Genomic DNA, 23,264 nt, shown 5'->3' on the forward strand with positions numbered 1-23,264 from the left:
TTTATTATGGCAATTTTAAGTAAAAAAATGATGAACTTCCTTTATGGAATGGGTGCAGCAGTTGTAATTGTTGGAGCTTTATTCAAATTACAACACTGGGTATTTGCAAACGAAATGTTAATTATCGGACTTTTAACGGAAGCGTTTATTTTCGGTTTATCAGCATTTGAAGCACCTGAAAAAGACTTAGATTGGTCTTTAGTTTATCCTGAATTAGCTGGTGGCGAAGCTGCTGGAAAAAAGAAAGCAGAAAATCCTGCTGAAGCTCAAGGATTATTGTCTCAAAAATTAGATAGCATGTTAAAAGATGCTAAAATTGATGGAGCATTAATGGAAAGCTTAGGAAGTAGTATTAGAAACTTTGAAGGAGCTGCAAAAAGCATTTCTCCTACAGTAGATTCTATCGCTTCTCAAAAGAAATATTCTGAAGAAATGTCTCAAGCTGCTGCTCAAATGGAAGCATTAAATAGCTTATATAAAGTACAATTAGAAAGCGCTTCTAGAAATGCTGAAGCAAATAAAGAAATTGCTGATAATGCAGCTAAATTAAAAGAACAAATGCAATCTATGACATCAAACATTGCATCTTTAAATGCTGTTTATGGAGGTATGTTAACTGCTATGAATACAAGAGGATAATTAGTTTTATCATTTAAATTAACAAAATTTATTAATTAAAAAAAACTAATTACAAAAATGGCAGGAGGAAAATTAACCCCTAGACAGAAGATGATTAACCTAATGTACTTGGTTTTCATCGCAATGTTGGCATTGAATATGTCAAAAGAAGTATTAACAGCATTTGGATTAATGAATGAAAAATTCACTTCTTCTAATGAATCAGCAACACAGTCTAATGAGAAATTATTATCTGTTCTTGATCAAAAGGCAAGTGAAGATGCTTCGAAATTTGCTGGTCCAAATAAGATGGCAAATGAAGTTTCTAAAATTTCAAATGATTTTTATGCATATCTTGAAACTTTAAAAAAAGATATAAATAGTAAATTTGAAGTTGATCCAAAAACAGGGAATCTTCCTTTTGAGGCAATGGATAAAAGTACAATTGATGAAGAGTGGTTTAAAGGTGATGGTTATTCTCCAAAAGGGACTGAAATTGTAGCTAAATTTGAAGCTTATATCAATTCAATGAAAAAAGTTTTTGGTTCTGATGTTAAGTATCAACCAATAATCAAAGAAATTGAGAATAAGTTTTCTACAAAAGATGTAAAAGATAGAGAAGGCGTTAAGAAAAAATATTTAGATTATCATTTTAAAGGTTTTCCTGCAATCGCTACAGTTTCAAAATTAACTGCATTACAGAATGATGTTAAGTCAACTGAAACAGGAGCTTATAATGTGTTTCTTGGAAATACTTTTAAAGAAGCTGCTTCTATGAAGAATTATCAAGGTATTGTTATCTTAGATAAAAGTGCATTTTTTGCAGGTGAAGCTGTAAAAGGTAAAATTGTATTAGGTAAATATGATAACAAAACAGTACCTTCTTCAGTTGTTGTTAATGGAACTGAATTAGATTTAGCTACTGCAATGGAAAATGGAGCTGCTAATTTTAGTATTCCTTCTGGGAATATTGGTGAACATAAAATTGAAGGTAAATTCACTTTCATGGAAGATGGTAAGCCAGTACCTGTTGATATTACTGGAAATTATGTAGTTGTTCCAAAACCAAACTCAGCTACAATTTCTGCGGATAAAATGAATGTTGTTTATCGTGGTGTTGTTAACCCAATGACAATTTCTTTTGCAGGAATTTCAGATGATAAAGTTTCGGCTTCTGCTCCTGGTTTATCAAAAGGTTCAGGTGTTGGAAAATATAATATGAGTCCAGGTCAAGGAAGAGAAGTTACTATCAATGTTACAGGAAAGTTACCTGATGGAACTCCAGTTTCAGATAAGAAAACTTTTCGTATTAAAGGTATTCCAGGTCCTTTAGGAACTGTTAGAGGTGAATATGCAGCTACAGGTGCTAAAAGTAATCTTGAAGTATGTACTGTAGGAGCAAAATTAGAAGATTTTGATTTTGAAGTTGGTCTAAATGTTACTGGATTTACAATTAAAGTTCCAGGTCAGCCAACAGTTAAAGTTTCTGGAAATAGAATGGACGGTAGAGCAAAAGCTGCTATCGCAAAAGCACAACGTGGAGATATGGTTATTATTAACAATATTGAAACAAGCTTAGTTGGCGCAAGTGGGTATAAATTACCTAAAACGGCTCCATGTACGTATGAAATAAAATAATTATTACTTTTTTGAGTTTATATATAAACTAAATAGAATAAAAAATGAATTGGAGAAAACTTATATTAGTAGTTGCATTAGGTTTAGGTTCAACTTATACTTTTGCACAGTCTAATCTTTTAAACGCAAAAACTCCTGATCAAATAGGAGAAAAAACAGAAGCTGAATTAATAGCTGATAATGATAAACCTCTTCCTTACGGATATGTTATGGATAGGGATATCCTTATGGGGAAACGTGTATGGGAATATATCGATTTAGATGAAAGAGTTAATTTTCCTTTATATTTTCCTGTAGAAGGAGATGTTATGTCAACTAAAGAGAGACAACCTCTTTATAACGTTTTAATTAATGGTATAAAAGATGGTAGAATTACTGAAGTTTATAGTGATAGTTATTTTCAAGATAAGAAAACGCTTTCAGACATAGAATCTTCTTTAGTTTTAATCGATACTTCTGATGTTGGTAGAGAGTATTATAACGCAGGTGAAGCAATTCCTGAAGAGTATATTACAAAAACACTTATTGAAGCGTATCATGTTGATGCATATAAAACTGTAGGATATTGGTATTTTGATAAACGTCAAGGTGAATTGAAATATCGTATGTTAGGAATTTGTCCTGTTGTACCAGATGTGTACACAATGAATTCTGAAGAAAAAGATTATATTGAATTATTTTGGGTATATTTCCCTGCTTCAAGAGATGTTTTACACGAAGCAAAATCTTTTAACAATAAGAATTCTGCAATGCCATTTTCTTTTGATCATTTGCTAAATTCAAGAAGATTTACAAGTGTTATTTATCTTGAAGAAAATGTTTACGGAGATCGTAAGATTAAAGATTACATGAAAGAAAATGCACAAATGCAATTGTTAGAGTCAGAGCGTGTTAAAGATAAAATACGCGATTTTGAACAAGATATGTGGAATTATTAATATAAATTTTCTCCAATTTAATATAAACTCTTATCATTTATTTGATAAGAGTTTATTTATTTTTGCACTATGATAGACTTAGATTATATTATTGTTGGTTCAGGAATAGCAGGAGTTTGTTTCTCAGAATTTGCATTAAAGAATGAGAAAAAAATTGTGGTATTTGAAAATGAATCTCAGCCTTCTTCTAGAGTTGCTGCTGGATTGTACAATCCAGTTGTCTTAAAGAGATTTAGTGAAGTTTGGAAAGCCAAAGAACAGTTAGAATTAGCTATGCTGTTCTATACTAAAATTGAAGAAAACCTTTCAGTTAAAATAAATTTTAAGGTTCCAATATATAGAAAGTTTGCATCTATTGAAGAACAGAATAATTGGTTTCAAGCTGCTGATAAACCTAATTTATCTTCATTTTTATCTACTTCTATATTATCTAATTCGTTTCAATATGTTAATGCTCCTCTTGGTTATGGAGAAGTTCTTAATACAGGATATGTAGATATTAAATTATTAGTTTCTAGATATGCTGCTTTTTTAGAAGAAAAAAGAATACTTATCAAGGAATCATTTGATTATTCTAAAATTAAGTTTTTAGATAATGAAGTAGTATACAATCAGTATAAAACAAAACATATTATTTTTGCTGAAGGCTTTGGTATGCATTCAAATCCATTTTTTAATGAATTGCCATTAGATGGTACGAAGGGAGAACTTTTGTTGATTAAAGCAAAAGATTTAAAAGTTGATGTAACTATAAAGTCAAGTGTTTTTATTTTGCCAATAGGGAATGATTTTTATAAGGTTGGGGCTACTTATGATTGGGTGGATAAAACGAATCTTCCAACCAAAGAAGGTAAAGATGAGCTTATTGAAAAATTAGAAGAAGTTATTAATTGTGAGTATGAAATTATTGAGCATTTAGCAGGTGTTCGCCCTACAGTTAAAGATAGAAGGCCATTAGTAGGAACTCATTTTGAAAACAAAAACTTTCATGTTTTAAATGGTTTAGGGACAAGAGGTGTTATGCTAGGACCATTTTTGGCAAAGCAACTTTTTGATAACATTGAAAATAATAAGCCATTAGAGAAAGAAATAGACGTAGATCGCTTTTATAAAAAAAGGGGGTAAAAGAGACAATCGGGTTATTTCTTTTTCCAATCTTTATCATAATGTATAAAAATATTTATCCAAATATTTCTAGATAGTCTCATTATAATAGGCATGAAAACAATTAGAGTAATAATGATTACAATAAATGAAGTTTTTAAACCTGTTCCAAAGAATAAATACGAAATAATAAAAGCAGCAACAGAAAAAGCAATACCAAGTCCGTAACTCACATACATTGCACCATAAAAAAAGGAAGGTTCAATTTTATATTTGGTGTTACAATGACTGCATTTTTCATGCATTTTGTAAATATTCGATAAATTATAAGGATTTTTGTCTTCATACATGCTTTCTTCATGACATTTTGGACAACTTCCTGTTAAAATACTATTTAGTTTCAATCCTTTTTTTAACATTTGCAAAAAATTTATACAAAGATACTATTTACATAAAGTAAATGAGTAACAATTGTAACAAAACTACAATGCTAAATATACATAATTTATCGGTTTCTTTTGGTGGTACTTATCTTTTTGAAGAAGTAACATTTCGTTTAGGTTCAGGAGACAGAGTTGGACTTGTTGGTAAAAATGGTGCAGGAAAATCAACTATGCTAAAAATTTTAGCTGGTGATTTTAAACCAGATTCAGGTGTAATTGCAACAGAAAAAGAAGTAAGAATGGGGTTTCTTCGTCAAGATATTGATTTTGAAGAAGGAAGAACAGTTTTGGAAGAAGCTTATCAAGCTTTTGAAGATATTAAAAGAGCTGAGCTTAGAATAGATGAAATTAATCATCAATTAGGCACAAGAACAGATTATGAAAGTGAAAGCTATTCTGCTTTAATAGAAGAGTTAAGCGATGTAACGCATCATTATGAAGTATTAGGAGGTTATAATTACGTAGGTGATACTGAAAAAATATTATTAGGGCTTGGCTTCAAAAGAGAAGATTTTGGTAATTTAACTAATACATTTTCTGGAGGATGGAGAATGCGTATTGAATTAGCTAAATTGTTGTTACAGTCTAATGATATTCTACTTTTAGATGAGCCTACAAATCACTTGGATATCGAAAGTATCATTTGGTTAGAAGGATTTTTGAGAAATTTTCAAGGTGTTGTAGTTATTGTTTCGCATGATAAAATGTTTTTGGATAATGTTACTAATAGAACAATTGAAATTTCACTAGGTAAAGCATATGACTTCAATAAGCCGTATTCACAATATTTGGTTTTAAGAGAAGAAATTAGAGAAAAACAATTAGCTACTCAGAAAAATCAAGCTAAAAAAATTGAAGAAACAGAAAAGTTAATTGAAAAATTCAGAGCTAAAGCATCTAAAGCTTCAATGGCACAATCTTTAATTAAAAAATTAGATAAAGTAGAACGCATTGAAGTTGATGAAGATGATAATTCGGTTATGAATATTTCATTTCCAGTTTCTCAAGTTCCAGGAAGAGTTGTAATAGAAGCTGAACATGTAACTAAAGCTTATGGTCATAAAACTATTTTAAAAGATATTTCACTTTTAGTAGAAAGAGGAAGTAAAATAGCATTTGTAGGTCAAAACGGTCAAGGAAAATCAACATTTATAAAAGCAATAGTAAACGAATTTGAATATCAAGGATCAATAAAATTAGGCCACAATGTTCAAGTTGGATATTTTGCGCAAAATCAAGCGGAATATTTAGACGGTGAAAAAACATTGCTAGATACAATGCTTGAAGCAGCATTAGATTCAAATAGGTCAAAAGTTCGTGATATGTTAGGATCTTTTTTGTTTAGAGGTGATGATGTGGAGAAAAAGGTTAAAGTGCTTTCAGGAGGAGAAAGAAACCGTTTAGCGCTATGTAAATTGCTTTTACAGCCTATAAATGTGCTTTTAATGGATGAGCCAACAAATCACTTAGATATTAAATCTAAGAACGTTTTAAAGGCTGCTTTAAATAAATATGAAGGAACTTTGCTTTTAGTTTCGCATGATAGAGATTTTCTACAAGGTTTGGCAAATGTTACTTATGAATTTAAAGACCAAAAAATAAAAGAATATCTAGGTGATATTAATTTCTTTTTAGAACAGCGAAATGCGAATGATATGCGAGCTATTGAAAAGAAAGATGTTGAACCAAATAAAAAAGATTCTGCAATAATAGAGAAGAAAAATTTATCTTATGAAGAGCAAAAAAAGCAGAAATCACTTCAAAATAAATTAAGTAAAATTGAAAGCCAAATTCAAGAGTTAGAGAAAGGTATTCAAAAAGATGATAAAGAATTAGCGTCTAACTATGACAAATTGATTGAAAATGCTTCATTTTTTACAGCTTATGAAAAGAAAAAGAAAGAATTAGATCAGCTACTTGAAGATTGGGAGGTAGTACAAGAAGAAATAGATGGTTTAAGCTAGGCTATTAAATAAGATAGATTTGTTCAAATTTGTTTTGTAGATTATTTAAATGGATGTCTTTGTTGCCAAGTAATTTCAGGTTCTAACTTGCTAAATATTTTAGGCATTAATTTATTGATAATTTTATTAGTATGATAAATAAAACCAGTCATCACTACTGGTTTAGCGCCTATTGAGCTTTTTATTTCGAGTGCTGTTCTTCCAAAAACAATCTTTTTGAAATTATTTTCTATACCAAATTCTGTCATGTTGTATAACATATTTAAGTATAGCATATGCTCCTTTTGAAATGTCTCATCATAGCCTAAAAAATAAGTCTCGAGAGTTTCTTCATTTAATAAAACAGTATGAAAACCAACTAAAAGATCATCTTTAAAATATCCGAAAAGTTTAAAACGATTCCCACATTGTTTTTTAAAATAAGAAAAGTGATTTTTAGAAAGGAAAAAAGTATTAAAGGGAGCATTTAAAGCCACATGATAATATAAACTGTATATTCTTTCTTCATGTATAATAATTTCTTCTAAAGATAACTCTTGTGTATTTATTTTTTCAATTTTTTTATGTGCTCTTTTATACTGATCGCGATATTTTTTGGTAAACGAACTAATGTAATTTTCTTTATTTTCCCATTCTTTGGGTAAATTGAAAATCATATTAGGTTGAGTGTTAAATTCATAAATCGATTTAAAATCAAATTTTTTCAAATCTTGAGTAAAATCCTTATAAAAATCTTTATATGTTACAATGTGAATTTTTGTTTTTTTGTTTTTAAAATAATGAATTAGATACTCAGTACAATCTATTAGTATTTTACTGATTAATTTAGTTTCAACTTGCTTTTTGAAAGTAAAACTATTTTCACCAGTTATCATATTATTTCCTAAAAAGAGGACATGAGAACAGAAATTCTTAAAAATAAAATTCCTTATATACGTTTTTAAATAATTATCTCTTTCTCCAAACGATTCAAGTTTATTTACATTTAAATACTGAGCAATTGAAACTCCTATTAATTCAGAATTTTCAAAAACGCCAATGTAAAAGCATTCCATATTTAATGGTGCTGCATTCTGAAGAACCTGTAAGTAAGGTTTTTGTAAGAAATGATTTGATGAAGAAACAATGTCCCAGTTGCTTGGAAGAGTAGAAACTTCAGTATATATATTAAATGATATGTTTTCCAATGTAATAAAAATCGCCCTACAAAAATAGGACGACTAAAGTATAATTAAATGTTAAAATATAAACAAATGTAATATTTTATTTCCATGCGCAAATAATACCACCCATTATTGCAAGACTAACAATCCAATATCCAGCATTAACAAAAATATATTTCCATGAACGTTGTTCAAACAAAGCATTAGTTCCTAAAATAGGTAAAGCAATAAAAACACCTAAAATTGTACCATGTAAAACACCATGTTTAAAAGATCTAAACTTTCCAGCATGAGTTTTTAAAAATTCAATTACTAAAGGATCATTTTCATTTCCTCCTGCCGCCTGAATAACACCTGTTTCATGTATAACAATTGTAGGCATTAAAAAGGCAATTAGAAAAGCAAATAAAAAGGCAAAACCAAAAATTTTAATCATATTTCCTTTTTTTGCTTGTTCTTCAGTTATTCCAGATTCTTTCATCCAAATAGTTCCAAATACTTTTGGATTATACCAAATTGCACCTAGTGCAAAAGTGCTTAAAGCAGCTACTAAAATTGCTAAAAAATTCATGATACTAGATTTTAATGATTAGTTATATCAAATATAATTAAAAAAGAAAAGCAAAATAACACTAAAAATGGTTGAGTTTTTAAGTGCTATTTTTTTACAAAAAATCCGTTAAAAATAGAAAAGTACGTATTTATACGTATAAAAAACACCCAAAAATACGTATTTATACGTATTGATTTGTGTTTATATTGTGTTTAGCTTTGGAGAAACGTAATAGTGTTAAATTATAAAATGAATTTAATTTCAATAATAAAAGAATTACAAATTAGTAAGAAAACAATATTTTTTTCTGTACTAGGACAAACATATTATTTCCTTATAGCCTTTTTTCTTTTTAAAGGAGAATTAATAGATATGCTAGATGAACGACTTTTATATGATAAACATTTCTATTATATTTTTTGTATTAGTTTTATAATGTCATCATTTTGGTTCTTAATAAATGTGAGTATTTCTGCATTTGTATTGATGTTTCATCATTCAAATACAAAATATAATGATAATCCATCTGGAATCTTCATTAATTCGATGTTCTGTTCAATAGGATATCTTAGCTGTTCAATGTTATTGAATTTTTTATTAGATTATGATTTTGAGTATTTTATAATTTATTCATTTAGTTTTATCTCAATTCGTGTATTGTGGGTGATAATGAAATCTTTAATTTTAAAAAAAAATCATTTTAAATTTTACACATTGTTTACGGTTTTTTTTAAGATTTAAAAGATTATTACTTGCTTTTTAAAAAACTTAAAAAAATGTTAAAATTAATAAACTATTCTTTTAATAGCTTGTGAAAATTGAATATCTTAGTCGGGATTAATCCAAAACTTTTAAAAATATGTCGATTAGCCAAAGCTCAGGATCGGAAATTGCTTTAGATGAAGCAAAAAAATTAGTAGAAACTTTTAAATATAAGTTTCCAGAACAAATAAAAGCTTCTTTTGTAGGGTCAGAGAGTTTAAACTTAATTTTGAAGCAAGAAGGATGCATTGGAGTTCGTATTTATTACGGATATGATGCAGTTTCTGAAAGGTTAGCACCAGTCCTTGTTGGGGTTGATGAAAAAGGAGAAGATATGTCAGATGGCATTGTAATGGATAAACTAAAACCATGTCCGCAGTATTGTGATCCAACAAGTCCGTTTTTTCTTGAAAAATAATGGTAAAAAAAGAGAGTCATATGACTCTCTTTTTGTGTAACTCTTCTTATGCTATAAATCTATGAATAATGAGGTTTTTGTAAATTTTGTATGTGTTTTAGGAATTATTCCTTTTGTTATTTATTTATTAAATAGAAAAGTAAGTATTGAAACAAAGTGTTTTTTGCCTTTTATTTTTTTATTAGCATTTGCTAGTTTTTATGAATTTTTAGGAACAGATATTTTTAAAATAAATACAAGCTATTGGTTTAGATTATATTCTTTGCTTGAGTTTTGCACAATTTGGTATTTTTATTTTAAATTTCTTCAATATAAAAAGACATATATCTTTTACGGTATAATTTATTTGGCTCTATTTTGTTTTTTACTTATAAATTGGTCTCCTTCGTCAAGAGAAATGAACGATTTACCTTTGAATATTGCGATTACTTTACTGGTTTTAGTTAGCAGTTTTTTGTGGTTTTTAGATGTCTTCAAAAAAGGGGATGATAAACCTTTGTATCTTCGACCTGAATTTTATTATGTTTCTGCTCTATTGATTTATTTTACAGGAACCTTTTGGGTTTTTCTCATGACTGATTATATTATAAATGATGATTCAATAAAATTGCTTGATTATTGGGTTTTAATCGTTATTTTTAACCTCATTCTTAGGGTTACATTAATTTTTGCAGTTTGGAAGGCACAAATCAAATCGATACATTAATATTTATAGGCACAGGATTAATTACATTATTAGTTCTAATTGTTTTATTTTTAGCGGTTTTCTATCAAACACATGTTATGAAAATGAAACGAAAAGAGGCTGAGTTATTACTTAAAACTTCATTAGAATCCGAAAAATTAGAACGAAAGAGAATTGCAGCAGATATTCATGATGGAGTTTCAGGTGATTTAAATGCAATTCGTAACTTTCTATCTGTTCTGTATAAAAGCGAGAAAGATGATGAAAAGAAAGCATTGTTTGAAGAAATTAAGATAGGAGTAGAAGCTGCTTTAGAAAACACACGATTAGTTTCATATAAATTAATGCCTCCGTTGTTAGAATCAGCAGGATTTATTGTTGCAATTCAAGATTATTTTGATAGAATAAATAAAAAAACAAGTGCTTGTTTCCTTATACATTCTGAAGTAAGTTTTTTTGAAATGTCTAATGAAGTATCATATGAACTTTTTAGAGTTATACAAGAGTTTACAACAAATATGATTAAATATGGAGATATTACAAAATGTAATGTTGAACTAAATTTAATAGATGATTTTTATAACCTTATAATTACAGAAGATGGTAAGCCTTATGATTTCAAAACACTTTATACTACTTCAAAAGGAACAGGATTAAAGAATATAAGTTCAAGGCTTAAAGTTATTGAGGCTAGTTTAAAACAGAGTAGTGTGAGTACAGGGAATCAATTTTTAATTTCCATAAAAAAGAAATAAAATGAAAGTAGCAATTGTAGACGATCACCAGCTTTTTAGAAAGAGTTTAGCACATTTGTTAAACTCATTTGAAGATATTCAAGTTGTCTTTCAGGCAAACAACGGGAAGGAATTCTTAGATAGTTTAAAAGATATTGATATTGATTTAGTATTACTCGATATACAAATGCCAGAAATGAATGGATTTCAAACATGTAAAGTTTTGAGAGAGAAGTATCCAAATATCTATGTTCTCATTATTTCTCAATTAACAACAAAAGAAAGTATTCATAAAGTAATGGAATTAGGTGCTCATGGCTTTTTCACCAAAAATTCAGATCCAGATCAATTGCAAACCGCAATTATTAGTATTAAAGATAATGGTTATTATTTTGGACAAGAATTAGGAAGTATAATTAGAGAAATTATGCTTTGGGATAATAAAAAAATCAATGGAGAAGAAACGGATTTAGTAGAAATTGATGAAAATTGTTTAACAACAAGAGAAATTGAAATTATAAAGTTAGTTTCAAAGGGAAGTAGTAGTAAAGAAATTTCTAAAGTTTTAGGGATAAATGTGAGAACGGTTGAAACACATAGAAAACATATTATTGATAAAACATCTGCAAAAAATTTTATTGGAGTTGTAATTTTTGCTTTAAGACATCAGTTAATTACAATTGATGAAATTTGAAAAAAAAGCGCCTTTTTGCTAAAAGTACGTATTTATACGTACAAAAAAACACCAAAAATACGTATTTATACGTATTGCATAGTATAATAATACTACTTACCTTTGGAGTGATAGTTAAGTGTTTTTTAGCAGTGGTTTAAGATGTTTTATAAATACAAGCTGCTACAAAGTCCCAACTCATTTTTGAGTTGGGCTTTTTGTTTTTAATAGAAAAGATTTCCTATACAAACTAAAAAGCTTCATTTATAAAATGAAGCTTTTCTGTGTTAAAATTAAGGATAATTATTTTCTAGAATATTACTGCTGCTTTTTAGTAATATCATTTAATAATTTTATTTGTAATAAAGATTCAGTTGAATTTGAGTTTCCATTATTCCCATTTATAATCATATTTGTAGGAACTTGCATGTTAGACAATTCATGAGCAACACCAATGCGTGTTTCTTTTTCAATTTGAGCTCTTTCTTGAGGTGTTAAACCTGCATTAACTTTAAGTCGATTAGCATCTGCTTCTGCTTTTTCTTTAATCAATAATGCTTTAGCCTCTAATTCTGCCGTTTTTACTGCAATTTCAGCTAATTGTCTATTCGATTCTTCTTCTTTTACTCTCGTTTCAATTGCAATCAATGTGTTTACTTGCATTTTTTCTTGTTTTACGCGTTCAGCAGCTTTGTCGCGTTCTCCTTCTGCTACAATACGTTGTTGAGCAGCTCTTGCGGTTTCAACTTTCTGAATTTCAATGATTTTTTCAGCAGAAATATCACGTTGTTGTTTTAATTTATCTTCAAAAGCTTTGTTTAAATCAACATCATCAATGATTACTTGAGCTGTGATAATTTTATTTACATTAATCTCATGTGGGATTCGTTTCGGAATACCATTTACAAAAATCTTTTCATTTCTGATAAACTTATTGATTTCCTTTATTCCTCTTTTCTTTTTAAGAATAGAATCAACACCGATTTCATTATATATCGTGTCTCTAACTTCTACTTTTTTAACAACAAACCCACCGTTCTTTAAAGCGTCTTCAATCGTCATTCTATAGTCAGTTGCAGAACCTGAAACATAATCTTCAGCAGAATACATGAATGTTACATTTTTTAATTGTTCTGAAACAGTAGGAAGTAGAGTGTTATTTATTAAGTTTGAAGGTTGTCTATAAGTTTCAACAAGTTTAATAAAAGATTCATCATCACTAGGCATTTCAAATCGTACAGAGGCATAAACATTAGCATCTACTTTGTCAATAAAACGGACATTAATTCCATTTGGAATTACACCTTCAATCCCTGTTACATCTTGTTTATAATTTCCTTTTTTGTCTAAAGCAACACACTTTATGTCAATGAATTTTTCCCATTCTTGAATTTTACTAAAAGGAACAATAAATTTAATACCTGGAGACATAATTGTCGATCTAGCACCAGTAGGACTTAAGATATAATATTGGTGACCTTCTTTTGCGAAAATAACAGATTCGCTTAATAATAGCATGAATACACCAAAACCGAAAAGGCTAGCTCTTAACTTAAAATCCCATATTGTTAAGAAGGTTAAATGAGGAGGGATTTTCATATTATTCTTGCTTAACTCTTCATGTTTCTTACGGAAATAAGGATACATAAAAGTTAAAGTAATTGCAAAAATTACAAATAAAAAGCCTAAAAATGTTAGCATATAAAATAAATTAATTGGTTAATAAATGATTGTATTAAAATGTGTTAGTTGAAATTTTGATATTGGTTAATTTTGGACAATATAAAGCATGTCAAACTTATATTTGATTTTGTTTTTTTATTGAGATTTTGGTATGATTTAGAAATTAATTTCTAGTGGTTAAGTATTTTTTGTGTTGAAAAAAATTAAAGAATGGTTTGTATATATTGTACGTTAAGTTTTATAAAAAAGTTACAATAAGAGGCGAAATATTTTTGAATAATACATTAAGTATTTGTTTTTTAGTAATATATGTAATGGTTGTTTAGTTGAAATAAATGATAAATAATAGTGATAATATAGATATGTTGTATAAAAAAAGCTTCATAAAAATATGAAGCTTTATATTTATTTTAATTTTTTTGGTTAATTGAGCAGTAAAAAAATAAACTAAACATTATAGCAAGGAACCCAAATGTTGTTTTGACAACACAATGCAATTGGAGGAATACAATTAATTGGTCTAGTTGCAGCATCATTAGGACAATAGTTTCCTTCTATTGGACAAATTGGACCATTTCCTCCAAGAATTGCTTTTTGTTCTACTCTGTTTAATGTAGTACCTAGTTTTGAAATTTTTTGTAACATAATTTAAAAAATTTAAGATTTATATTACATAAATATAATAAAAAAATGAATTGTAAATTTATTCGTTCTTTTAATAATACGTTAAATTTTGTTAAAACACAAAAAGAGAGTAGGATTGAAGATATTTTTAAATAAAAAAAACTCCGATTTTTCAATTGGAGTTTCTTAGTAGCGGGAACAGGACTCGAACCTGTGACCTTCGGGTTATGAGCCCGACGAGCTGCCTACTGCTCTATCCCGCGATTTGTGAGTGCAAAAGTACAACGATTATATTTAAAAACAAATATTTGACTATAAAAATTTAAAATTTCTTCTATTCAGTTGATATGACTACCTTTGTAAAATAAATTTTATCACATGGAACATAAAGCAGGATTTGTAAATATTATCGGGAATCCAAATGTTGGGAAATCTACATTGATGAATGCATTAGTAGGAGAGCGTTTGTCTATTATTACAAGTAAAGCACAGACAACTCGTCATAGAATCTTAGGAATTGTGAACGGAGATGATTTTCAAATGATATTATCTGATACTCCTGGAATAATAAAACCTGCTTATGAATTACAAAGTTCAATGATGGGGTTTGTGAAAAACGCATTTGAAGATGCAGATGTGTTAATCTATATGGTTGAAATAGGAGAGAAGGAACTTAAAGATGAAGCTTTTTTTAATAAAATAGTTCATTCTAAGATTCCAGTATTACTATTACTGAATAAAATTGATAAATCGAATCAAGAACAATTAGAAGAACAAGTAGCATTGTGGACTGAAAAAGTACCGAATGCAGAAATTTTCCCTATCTCGGCACTTGAAAATTTCAATGTCCAAGGTGTTTTTGATAGAATAATAGCTTTGTTGCCTGTTTCACCACCTTTTTATCCAAAAGATACTTTAACAGATAAACCAGAACGTTTTTTTGTTAATGAAACAATTCGTGAAAAAATCTTATTGAATTATGATAAAGAGATTCCCTATGCAGTTGAGATAGAAACAGAAGAGTTTAAAGAAGATGATAACATTATTAGAATTCGTGCTGTAATAATGGTAGAAAGAGAAACTCAAAAAGGAATTATAATTGGTCATAAAGGAGGAGCTTTGAAAAAAGTAGGAATTCAAGCTCGTGAAGATTTAGAGAAATTCTTTGGAAAACAAATTTTTCTTGAAACTTATGTTAAAGTGAATAAAGACTGGAGAAGTAGTGCATACCAATTACGTAGATTTGGCTACAATCAAAAATAATTTTAAGGAGTAATTACTTTTTCCATTAAAACTTTTAGCTTTTCCATTTGCGGAATCCCTTTTTTTCTATTTAATCTTGCGAAAAAATAAAGAAAAATCCATAAAATAATCATAGATGTCATTATTGTTATATCTAGAATAAATTTTTGGTTTAATTTCCATTTGGAATAAGCTATTATAGAAAAAATAATAAAAACACCTGCAATAATAAAATGTAAGAACATAAAGAAAGTCCATAAAACAGGATCAGGACCATATAGTCCAGTTATTGCAGTGTTTCCGTCTTCCATTTCTTCAAGTTCAAGATGTAGTTGTGGAGAATGTTTTTCTCGTTTTAAAACACCAATACTTAGCCAAATATGATTGTCTATTATTTTAATCTTAAAGTCAGGTTCAATAGTAGTTTTTAAATCCTCAAACTCTTTTTTAATGATATCGATAGACTTATTAGTTACATTGTAAAAACGAAAACGAAGTTTAAGGCTCTTATCCATAAATATGTTAATAGGATTAATCCATGATACTAAATTACAAAAATATTTTCTAAACTAATATTTCTTAGAATATTTTCAAGTGATCTTTTTAAAATCAAAAATAACCATCTACTTCTAATAATTATCAGAGTTATAATGTAAACTTATAATTCTAACATCAAATTTATAATTTCTAATCATTATCTTTGCACATTCAAAAATAAATATATGAACAATATTGTAGCCATAGTAGGAAGACCAAATGTGGGTAAATCAACATTTTTCAATCGTTTAATTAAACGAAGAGATGCTATTGTTGATTCTGTAAGTGGAGTTACTCGTGATAGAAATTATGGAAAAAGTGAGTGGAATGGAAAAGAGTTTTCTGTAATTGATACAGGTGGTTATATTAAAGGTTCTGATGACGTTTTTGAAGGAGAAATTCGCCGTCAAGTTGAATTAGCAATAGATGAAGCAGATGCAATTATCTTTGTCGTTGATGTTGAAGAAGGTGTAACTCCAATGGATGCAGAAGTAGCAAAGTTACTTCGTAAAGTAACAAAACCAATTATATTAGCAGTAAATAAAGTTGATAATGGAGCTCGTGAGAAAGATGCTGTAGAGTTTTATTCATTAGGGTTAGGGGAATATTTTACTATTGCAGGAATGAATGGTAGTGGAACAGGTGAGCTGTTAGATGAGTTAGTCAGAGTTTTACCAGAATTGCCAGAAGTAGTAGAAGAAGAAAATCCATTACCAAGATTCACAGTTGTAGGAAGACCAAACGCTGGAAAATCATCATTTATAAATGCTTTAATAGGTGAAGATCGTTTTGTAGTAACTGATATAGCAGGAACAACTCGTGATGCTATTGATACTACTTATAATCGTTTTGGGTTTGAATTTAAATTAGTTGATACTGCTGGAATTCGTAGAAAAGCAAAAGTAAAAGAAGATTTAGAGTTTTATTCTGTAATGCGATCAGTAAGAGCTATAGAACATAGCGATGTTTGTATTTTAATGATAGATGCCACAAGAGGATTTGAAGGGCAAGATCAAAGTATATTTTGGTTAGCTGAAAAAAACAGAAAAGGGATTGTTATCTTAGTTAATAAATGGGATTTAATTGAAAAAGATACTATGTCTACACGTGATTATGAAAGAAAAATTCGTGAAGAATTACAGCCTTTTACAGATGTTCCTATTTTATTTGTTTCAGCACTTACAAAACAACGTTTATTGAAAGCATTAGAAGCAGCAGTTGAAGTATATGAAAATAGAAAACAACGTATTGCAACTTCTAAATTTAATGATTTAATGTTGCCAATTATTGAAGCAACTCCTCCTCCTGCACTAAAAGGGAAATATGTTAAAATTAAATATTGTATGCAATTACCAACTCCAACACCTCAATTTGTGTTTTTTGCTAATTTGCCTCAGTATGTAAAAGATCCATATAAAAGGTTTATTGAAAATAAATTGCGTGAAAATTATAATTTTTCAGGTGTACCAATTGATATTTATTTTAGACAAAAATAAAAGAAAGGGCTTCCAAATTTGGAAGCCCTTTCTTTTATTGGGAAATCATTAAGTTATTCAATAATTAATTTTTTTCTACTAGTTGTATTATCTTTTCTAGTAATATTAAGAGTGTAAATTCCTTTTTTAATAGTATCATCAATTAAGAAACTTATCGTTTTTTCATCATCAGTGTTGAAATTTATATTTTGCTTTTCTCCTGTGAAGTTAAATAATACAATCTCATTAATGGTTTTTGTATTTGTTAAAAAGCGAAGTGTTTGTCCTTTATGAATCGGATTTGGAAAGATAAAATCGTCATTAGTATTAATAGTTATTTCTTGATTTTCATTAGTTTTAATCGCAATATTATCAATTTCCATTTGAGCTTTTACTTCTTCATTTAATTTAGTGTTGTTTTTAATAGAAGGAAAAAACCATAGTTGTGTATTGTTTTTTGTAGGTTTAAAAACAATTTCTATAATTTCCCAATTTTCTTTCCCGTTTGTAATAGCTTTAGACCAAATGATCTCACTATTTGAAGAAGCTATAGGCTTTTTTTCATTAGATGAAGCCACTAATTTATGTGTAGCAATTATGTTTGCCATAATACTGTTATTCTTTCCGTCGTATTCTTTAATATTTGAATAAGTTTTCATTTTTAAAGAAATATAATATGTTTTTCCAGCAATGAAGTTGTAATTTGTAAATATTCCTTCGCTTTTATTCTTATGCGCACTTAATAATGCCCAAGTATTATTTTCTAAATTTCCTAAGACAGTAGGTGTTCCATGACTTGCAGACCAACCTTTAATACAACTAGGTATACTAAAGCCATTACCGGTACAAGTCCCACTAAGGGTTCCGTTTGTTAATTGTTGGGAATTACTTGTTATAAAGAAAATAAAGAAGATTGAAGTAAAGATTATTTTTTTCATTTTATTGGAATTTTAGTTTTTTCGTTTGACATTACAAATATTGTGACTTTTAATGAGAGAATACCAATGGAAATGACCTATTTAAAAGGGGAAAAACACCCTTTTTTTAATAGGATTGTCTTTATATGAAAGTATAAGAGCTGACTATTTAGCCAGCTCTTATTTTTGAAAGTTAATAAGAAGTAATTATTCTATAATCAATTTTTTAGTAGATACAGTATTATCTTTTTTAACCACTTTTATTACATAAATTCCTTTTGTAAAAGAATCGTTTAATGAAAATGTAATTGTATTTGAATCTTTAATAGAAAATTTTACTGAACTTGTTTTCCCTAATAAATCCATTATAATAACTTCATCTACATTTTTAGAGTCTGTTGTAAAAGAGCAAGTACTCCCTTTTGTAGTAGGATTAGGTGAAAGTTGTTCAATAATAGTATTATCTGATTTCTTGTTTAAATTTTCTATAGAAACTTCTTTTACATCTTTTGTTTCTACAACATAATTAGGTGTTCCATTTGTAGATAATTTTTGAACAACAATTCTAAAAGCTTTTCTTGTTTCTCCCCATTCAGCACAATCATTCCAAATGCCATGCTTAATATAATACCATTCATTTATAATTAAGTTTGTATTAAATGTAGCAGAAGAAGAGTTACAACATATAATAGGATTTCCTGGAACAGGGTTGTTTCCTGATGTATTCCCATTTGGAGCGTATGAAATAGACCAATGATGATTTACAAAAACAGGATTTGAATTAGCAATCGCTGTGACAGATACATTATTTCCAACATTTGATGCGTTAATTGTGAAATTAGTTGTATAACCAGACCAAGAAGCTGTTTTCGGTAGTGCTGTTCTAGATTCTCTCCAAGCAACACAACTATTATAGACACCATGTTTTATATAATAGTTTTTGTCTTTTGATAATCCTGTAAAAGTAGTTGTGTTTCCACTTTGTGTAGCACCTACTTGTGAACTGTTAGGATCAGTTGTAGAATTTGGAATTGATGTTTCAATTAATCCCCACCAGTGATTTAAACCTGCAGATGTATCACTTGCTGTTACTGTTACAGTAATCGTCCCGTCTGGTGCGCAAAATGAATTAAAAGTAAAGTTAGAAGAAGCATCTGAATTTAAAACTCTAAATTCATGAGTAGTAGGAACCCAACCTACACACGGAGAAGAAGATGTTGCTACTTTTATTTGATATTCATATCCAGCCACAAAAGAATAGCCTTGACCATTAAAAATAGAGGTTAAGTTTAAAGTGCCTAATTGCCCTTGTGTCCAACCATTTCCTCCTAATTGAGCTTGCCATTGAAAAGCGCCTGTTGAACCAATAGGTCTTCTCCATACATCTAAATAGTATTGATTTTCACCAAACGAAGCTGTTCCGTCTAAAAAGATAGATTCTCCAAAACAAAAGTCTGTTTTCATATTGTTATTAGCATCTTCAAAGTGAAATACAGAAGTTACAGGTGGTGTAATTGTAATATCATCTACTTCCATTTGAATTTGTGCTCTTCCGTTTGAACCAGAATTGGCTGTCATTAATGGATAGAAACAAAGTTGAGTGTTGTTTTGAGAAGGTGTGTAACTAACATTTACTGTAGACCAATTATTAATATTTGAGCCTATTGTGTTTTGCCATACAAGTTGTCCTCCGCTTAGCGCTCCAGGAATGGTTGTTGATGTAGTTGTTGTTAAACCACTTACAGCTCTTACATTTGCAGTAGAATTTAATACTGTGTTATTTGGATTGCTAACGTTAGTACTTGTCCTTACTCTAAAGGAAATTTGATACGTTCTACCAGCTACAAAGTTATAATTAGTGAAAATTCCTTCACCTATGTTTGAGTGAGACCATAACCAAACCCAAGTGTTTGCATTTACAGTTCCAAAAACACTAGGGCTTCCATGACTAGCTTGCCAACCTTGAACACATGATGAGGAGTTGTATCCATCACCTTGACAAGTACTATTTAAAGTTCCATTTGTAATGCATTGCGCATTTGTAACTCCCCAAATGAGGAATAAAATTTTAGTAAATAGATTTTTCATTTTAAAATTGAATTAAATTATTTATTATTTGTTCTGTTGTGTACACAGTGCAAATTTTGGAAATATTTAAAAAACAATTCAAGATGAATTCCCCCTTTTTTTAGGGTTAAACGACCTTAATTAAAAGATTTTTAGGTTTATCGAATAGTATTTGCAGCTTTTTCTTTGATGATATTAATTAATGGTTTGTTGTCAATCTTACTTTCTAACCATGATATAATATCTAAGTAAAGGAAGGCTCTTTTTTCATAAGGATGATTTTCATATTGTTTTAAACAAGTATGAAGTTTTTTAAACTCACCTTTTAATTGATGTGGATAAATGGAGCCTAATCCTTTTAGGAATTTAATCATTTCTCGTTGAACTTCATGAAGATCATTCATTTTTATTAAAAATTTATAAGTACTTTTTAATTGAATTTCTAATTTATAATCTAAACAAGCTTCATAATGCGCAACAAGATTTAAAACCCTAGCAAAACACATCAAATCTTCTCTCATTGATAAATTTCGATTGTCAATAATTTTTTGAAGAAATTCAATACATTTTAAATTATTTCCTATTCCAAAATATAGACAAGCAATTTTATAGTAAAAAACCATAACGTGATGTTCATCAATTTTATCTTGTTTGCTTTTCAGATCTTTTAAAACCTCATTTACCAAATATAAACCTTCTTCAAAATTGCCTTCTAAAAAGTGTAAATTAAACTTACTATTATAAATACATAAAAAAGTTAAGATGTTAATATTATCATTTTTAGGAAATGATTCATGATTGATGGTTTCTTCAAATTTTTCTAAAGTTTCTTTAAAAAAAGTTTTGTGTTTTATCAAGTATAAACACTCTAATAAATAATTAATTCCTTTAATATACCAAACCGGATTTAAAGAAATCATTTTAGAATTAGAATAAAATAAATCAACCCATTTTTTAGAGTACTTATAACAAGATAAAAAATCTTGAATTAAAAAACTATGCCATAAATGAGCTTTGTAAAGCCAAAGTTTCTCTCTAAAACCTAAATCTGAAATGGTATATTTTGGTAAACTATTATTAAAATAATCAGTTATTAATTTCATTTCAGCATCGCTTTTCGCATAACCACTTTTTAGCATGATACCATATAATTGCAGTGATAAATTAGATAATTTACTAGTAATCACATTCTGTTGACTCAATTCTTTTGCTTGAATGGTTAATTCATCTGCTCTTCCTATTATGCTTCTTGTTATATATTGAGATTCAATAACTTTTTCTAATTCAACAATTTCATAGGCAATATTTTTTTCTTCATTTTCAAGTGCCATTATTTTGGCTTTTTCTAAAATTTTTAAACTTTGTTTATATAACCCTTTATGATATAAAATAGTAGCGAAATCAAGTTGTTCCCTTATTAGAATACGGATATTTTGATTTACCGGATTCATTCGTAAACTAATTAATATTTGTTTATATAAATGTGCTTTTAAGTTTGATAATTGAAGTTTAGTGACAATTTTACTCTTTAATATAATAGTTTCGTTGTATTCATCTATTTTATCTAGAAGATTAAATAATAATAAAAATTTCGCATTTTCATTTACATCAAGCCTGTTTGCATAAAGCTTAAATTGTCTTTTTTCTGACCTAGAAAGAGACTTTATTAATATAAAAAGATTGTCTTTAGATCCGTTTGCCATTGTAAAATTTTTAAATGTATATAATTGAAAATCAATAATTTATTTTTTGTTTAGTTGCTTTTAATACCGTAAAAGGAATTTTTAAATAGTCTTCTCAGAAGAAGCAAAGTATAAATTTGTATTCATAAATTAAAATTAAGTTTAATAATTCTTTTTATGGAGAATCAGAAAGTACAAATTTTCGATACTACTTTGCGAGATGGAGAACAAGTTCCAGGTTGTAAATTAAATAAAGAGCAAAAATTGATTATTGCTCAGCATTTAGATGAATTAGGAGTAGATGTTATTGAAGCAGGATTTCCAGTTTCCAGTCCAGGCGATTTTGAATCTGTTCAATCTATTGCTAAAATAGTTAAAAATGCAACAGTTTGTGCACTCACAAGAGCTGTGAAAAACGATATAGAAGTAGCAGCAAAAGCATTAAAATACGCTAAAAACCCTAGAATTCATACAGGAATTGGAACTTCAGATTCTCACATGAAGTATAAGTTTAATGCTTCAAAAGAAGAAATTATTGAACGAGCAGTAAATGCGGTAACTTATGCAAAAACATTTGTAGATGATGTAGAATTCTATGCAGAAGATGCTGGAAGAACAGATAATGATTTTTTAGCAGAAGTATGTAGTGAAGTGATTAAAGCAGGAGCTACAGTATTGAATATTCCAGATACAACGGGTTATTGTTTACCAGAAGAATATGGCGCAAAAATGAAATACCTAAGTGAGAATGTTGTAGGCATTGAAAAAGCTATTCTTTCTTGTCATTGTCATAACGATTTAGGATTAGCAACAGCTAATTCTATTGCAGGTGTAATAAATGGAGCAAGGCAAGTTGAATGCACAATTAACGGAATAGGTGAAAGAGCAGGAAATACTTCATTAGAAGAAGTGGTGATGATCCTAAGACAACATCCAGCATTAGGACTAGATACTCATATAAACTCAAGACTGTTAAACGAAATAAGTCACTTAGTTTCAGATAGTATGGGAATGATTGTTCAGCCCAATAAAGCTATTGTAGGAGCAAATGCCTTTGCTCATAGTTCAGGAATTCACCAAGATGGCGTGATAAAAAACAGAGAAACCTATGAAATTATCAACCCAGCAGATGTAGGAGTAAATGAATCATCAATTATTTTAACAGCGAGAAGTGGAAGAGCAGCATTAGCTTATAGAGCAAAAAAAATAGGATATGAATTAACTAAGCTTCAGCTAGATGTGGTATACAGAGAGTTTTTAAAAGTAGCGGATAGGAAGAAAGAGATAATAGATGATGATGTACATTTTATTATTGAAACTAGTAAAATAGGAATTTTAGCATAA

Annotated in this window: 21 protein-coding genes and 1 tRNA gene; 12 read left to right on the forward strand and 10 right to left on the reverse strand. The window is 28.7% G+C overall.

All coding sequences use genetic code 11. The features are described 5' to 3' along the window. Positions 1 to 6: 6 nt before the first annotated feature. The 4 genes from gldL to SY27_RS04325 all read left to right on the forward strand — a co-directional run bounded on the left by gldL (position 7) and on the right by SY27_RS04325 (position 4,319). Positions 7 to 639, forward strand: coding sequence for a gliding motility protein GldL (gldL, locus tag SY27_RS04310; protein ID WP_045967595.1), 633 nt, complete (start codon positions 7 to 9; stop codon positions 637 to 639). A gap of 57 nt (positions 640 to 696) precedes the next feature. Continuing rightward, positions 697 to 2,256, forward strand: coding sequence for a gliding motility protein GldM (gldM, locus tag SY27_RS04315; RefSeq protein WP_045967596.1), 1,560 nt, complete (start codon positions 697 to 699; stop codon positions 2,254 to 2,256). A gap of 44 nt (positions 2,257 to 2,300) precedes the next feature. Then, entirely contained in the window at positions 2,301 to 3,194 is an 894-nt protein-coding gene (gene gldN, locus SY27_RS04320; protein WP_045967597.1) for a gliding motility protein GldN, read from the forward strand. Between the two features lie 69 nt (positions 3,195 to 3,263). Continuing rightward, positions 3,264 to 4,319 carry an FAD-binding oxidoreductase gene (locus tag SY27_RS04325; RefSeq protein ID WP_045967598.1) on the forward strand — a complete coding sequence of 352 codons (1,056 nt, stop codon included), beginning with the start codon at positions 3,264 to 3,266 and terminating at the stop codon, positions 4,317 to 4,319. A 14-nt stretch (positions 4,320 to 4,333) separates the two neighbouring features. On the opposite strand, the gene SY27_RS04330 is transcribed toward SY27_RS04325, so the two are convergent. After that, positions 4,334 to 4,717 (reverse strand): DUF983 domain-containing protein, encoded by a 384-nt coding sequence (locus SY27_RS04330; protein ID WP_045967599.1) that lies wholly within the window; start codon positions 4,715 to 4,717, stop codon positions 4,334 to 4,336. A 68-nt stretch (positions 4,718 to 4,785) separates the two neighbouring features. Here SY27_RS04330 and SY27_RS04335 point away from each other — a divergent pair, with 68 nt between their 5' ends. Continuing rightward, positions 4,786 to 6,705 (forward strand): ABC-F family ATP-binding cassette domain-containing protein, encoded by a 1,920-nt coding sequence (locus SY27_RS04335; protein ID WP_045968264.1) that lies wholly within the window; start codon positions 4,786 to 4,788, stop codon positions 6,703 to 6,705. Positions 6,706 to 6,746: 41 nt separating this feature from the next. On the opposite strand, the gene SY27_RS04340 is transcribed toward SY27_RS04335, so the two are convergent. Further along, complete coding sequence (locus tag SY27_RS04340; RefSeq protein ID WP_045967600.1) at positions 6,747 to 7,892, reverse strand: GNAT family N-acetyltransferase; 1,146 nt, start codon at positions 7,890 to 7,892, stop codon at positions 6,747 to 6,749. Between the two features lie 76 nt (positions 7,893 to 7,968). Then, positions 7,969 to 8,439: a DUF1761 domain-containing protein gene (locus tag SY27_RS04345; protein ID WP_045967601.1), complete on the reverse strand. Its 471-nt coding sequence runs from the start codon at positions 8,437 to 8,439 to the stop codon at positions 7,969 to 7,971. Positions 8,440 to 8,670: 231 nt separating this feature from the next. Between SY27_RS04345 and SY27_RS04350 the strand changes: the two genes are divergently transcribed. The 4 genes from SY27_RS04350 (at position 8,671) to SY27_RS04370 (ending at position 11,714) form a co-directional block, all read left to right on the forward strand. Beyond that, entirely contained in the window at positions 8,671 to 9,162 is a 492-nt protein-coding gene (locus SY27_RS04350) for a hypothetical protein (RefSeq protein ID WP_045967602.1), read from the forward strand. Between the two features lie 118 nt (positions 9,163 to 9,280). Further along, a complete protein-coding gene (locus tag SY27_RS04355) occupies positions 9,281 to 9,601 on the forward strand; it encodes a hypothetical protein (RefSeq protein WP_045967603.1) in 321 nt (106 codons plus the stop codon). Positions 9,602 to 10,276: 675 nt separating this feature from the next. After that, positions 10,277 to 11,041, forward strand: a complete 765-nt coding sequence (locus SY27_RS04365; RefSeq protein WP_045967605.1) for a sensor histidine kinase — start codon at positions 10,277 to 10,279, stop codon at positions 11,039 to 11,041. A gap of 1 nt (position 11,042) precedes the next feature. Further along, positions 11,043 to 11,714, forward strand: a complete 672-nt coding sequence (locus SY27_RS04370) for a response regulator transcription factor (RefSeq protein ID WP_045967606.1) — start codon at positions 11,043 to 11,045, stop codon at positions 11,712 to 11,714. Between the two features lie 297 nt (positions 11,715 to 12,011). On the opposite strand, the gene SY27_RS04375 is transcribed toward SY27_RS04370, so the two are convergent. The 3 genes from SY27_RS04375 to SY27_RS04385 all read right to left on the reverse strand — a co-directional run bounded on the left by SY27_RS04375 (position 12,012) and on the right by SY27_RS04385 (position 14,263). Beyond that, positions 12,012 to 13,394, reverse strand: coding sequence for an SPFH domain-containing protein (locus SY27_RS04375; protein WP_045967607.1), 1,383 nt, complete (start codon positions 13,392 to 13,394; stop codon positions 12,012 to 12,014). 429 nt (positions 13,395 to 13,823) lie between these two features. Next, on the reverse strand, positions 13,824 to 14,021 hold the full coding sequence (locus SY27_RS04380; RefSeq protein ID WP_045967608.1) for a hypothetical protein: 198 nt from the start codon (positions 14,019 to 14,021) through the stop codon (positions 13,824 to 13,826). Positions 14,022 to 14,190: 169 nt separating this feature from the next. After that, positions 14,191 to 14,263 (reverse strand) — tRNA-Met (locus tag SY27_RS04385). 115 nt (positions 14,264 to 14,378) lie between these two features. Here SY27_RS04385 and era point away from each other — a divergent pair. After that, complete coding sequence (era, locus tag SY27_RS04390; RefSeq protein WP_045967609.1) at positions 14,379 to 15,263, forward strand: GTPase Era; 885 nt, start codon at positions 14,379 to 14,381, stop codon at positions 15,261 to 15,263. A 2-nt stretch (positions 15,264 to 15,265) separates the two neighbouring features. Here era and SY27_RS04395 read toward each other — a convergent pair whose 3' ends face one another. After that, positions 15,266 to 15,757 carry a hypothetical protein gene (locus tag SY27_RS04395; protein WP_045967610.1) on the reverse strand — a complete coding sequence of 164 codons (492 nt, stop codon included), beginning with the start codon at positions 15,755 to 15,757 and terminating at the stop codon, positions 15,266 to 15,268. A gap of 207 nt (positions 15,758 to 15,964) precedes the next feature. Here SY27_RS04395 and der point away from each other — a divergent pair, with 207 nt between their 5' ends. Continuing rightward, positions 15,965 to 17,275, forward strand: a complete 1,311-nt coding sequence (der, locus tag SY27_RS04400; RefSeq protein ID WP_045967611.1) for a ribosome biogenesis GTPase Der — start codon at positions 15,965 to 15,967, stop codon at positions 17,273 to 17,275. 53 nt (positions 17,276 to 17,328) lie between these two features. On the opposite strand, the gene SY27_RS04405 is transcribed toward der, so the two are convergent. From SY27_RS04405 to SY27_RS04415, 3 genes are all read right to left on the reverse strand, one after another. After that, entirely contained in the window at positions 17,329 to 18,192 is an 864-nt protein-coding gene (locus tag SY27_RS04405) for a T9SS type A sorting domain-containing protein (protein ID WP_045967612.1), read from the reverse strand. A 186-nt stretch (positions 18,193 to 18,378) separates the two neighbouring features. After that, a complete protein-coding gene (locus SY27_RS04410) occupies positions 18,379 to 20,259 on the reverse strand; it encodes a T9SS type A sorting domain-containing protein (protein ID WP_045967613.1) in 1,881 nt (626 codons plus the stop codon). Between the two features lie 137 nt (positions 20,260 to 20,396). Continuing rightward, positions 20,397 to 21,941, reverse strand: a complete 1,545-nt coding sequence (locus SY27_RS04415; RefSeq protein ID WP_045967614.1) for a hypothetical protein — start codon at positions 21,939 to 21,941, stop codon at positions 20,397 to 20,399. A 156-nt stretch (positions 21,942 to 22,097) separates the two neighbouring features. Here SY27_RS04415 and SY27_RS04420 point away from each other — a divergent pair, with 156 nt between their 5' ends. Continuing rightward, complete coding sequence (locus tag SY27_RS04420; protein WP_045968266.1) at positions 22,098 to 23,264, forward strand: 2-isopropylmalate synthase; 1,167 nt, start codon at positions 22,098 to 22,100, stop codon at positions 23,262 to 23,264.

This window comes from Flavobacterium sp. 316, from assembly GCF_000967805.1.
Lineage (GTDB): Bacteria > Bacteroidota > Bacteroidia > Flavobacteriales > Flavobacteriaceae > Flavobacterium > Flavobacterium sediminilitoris.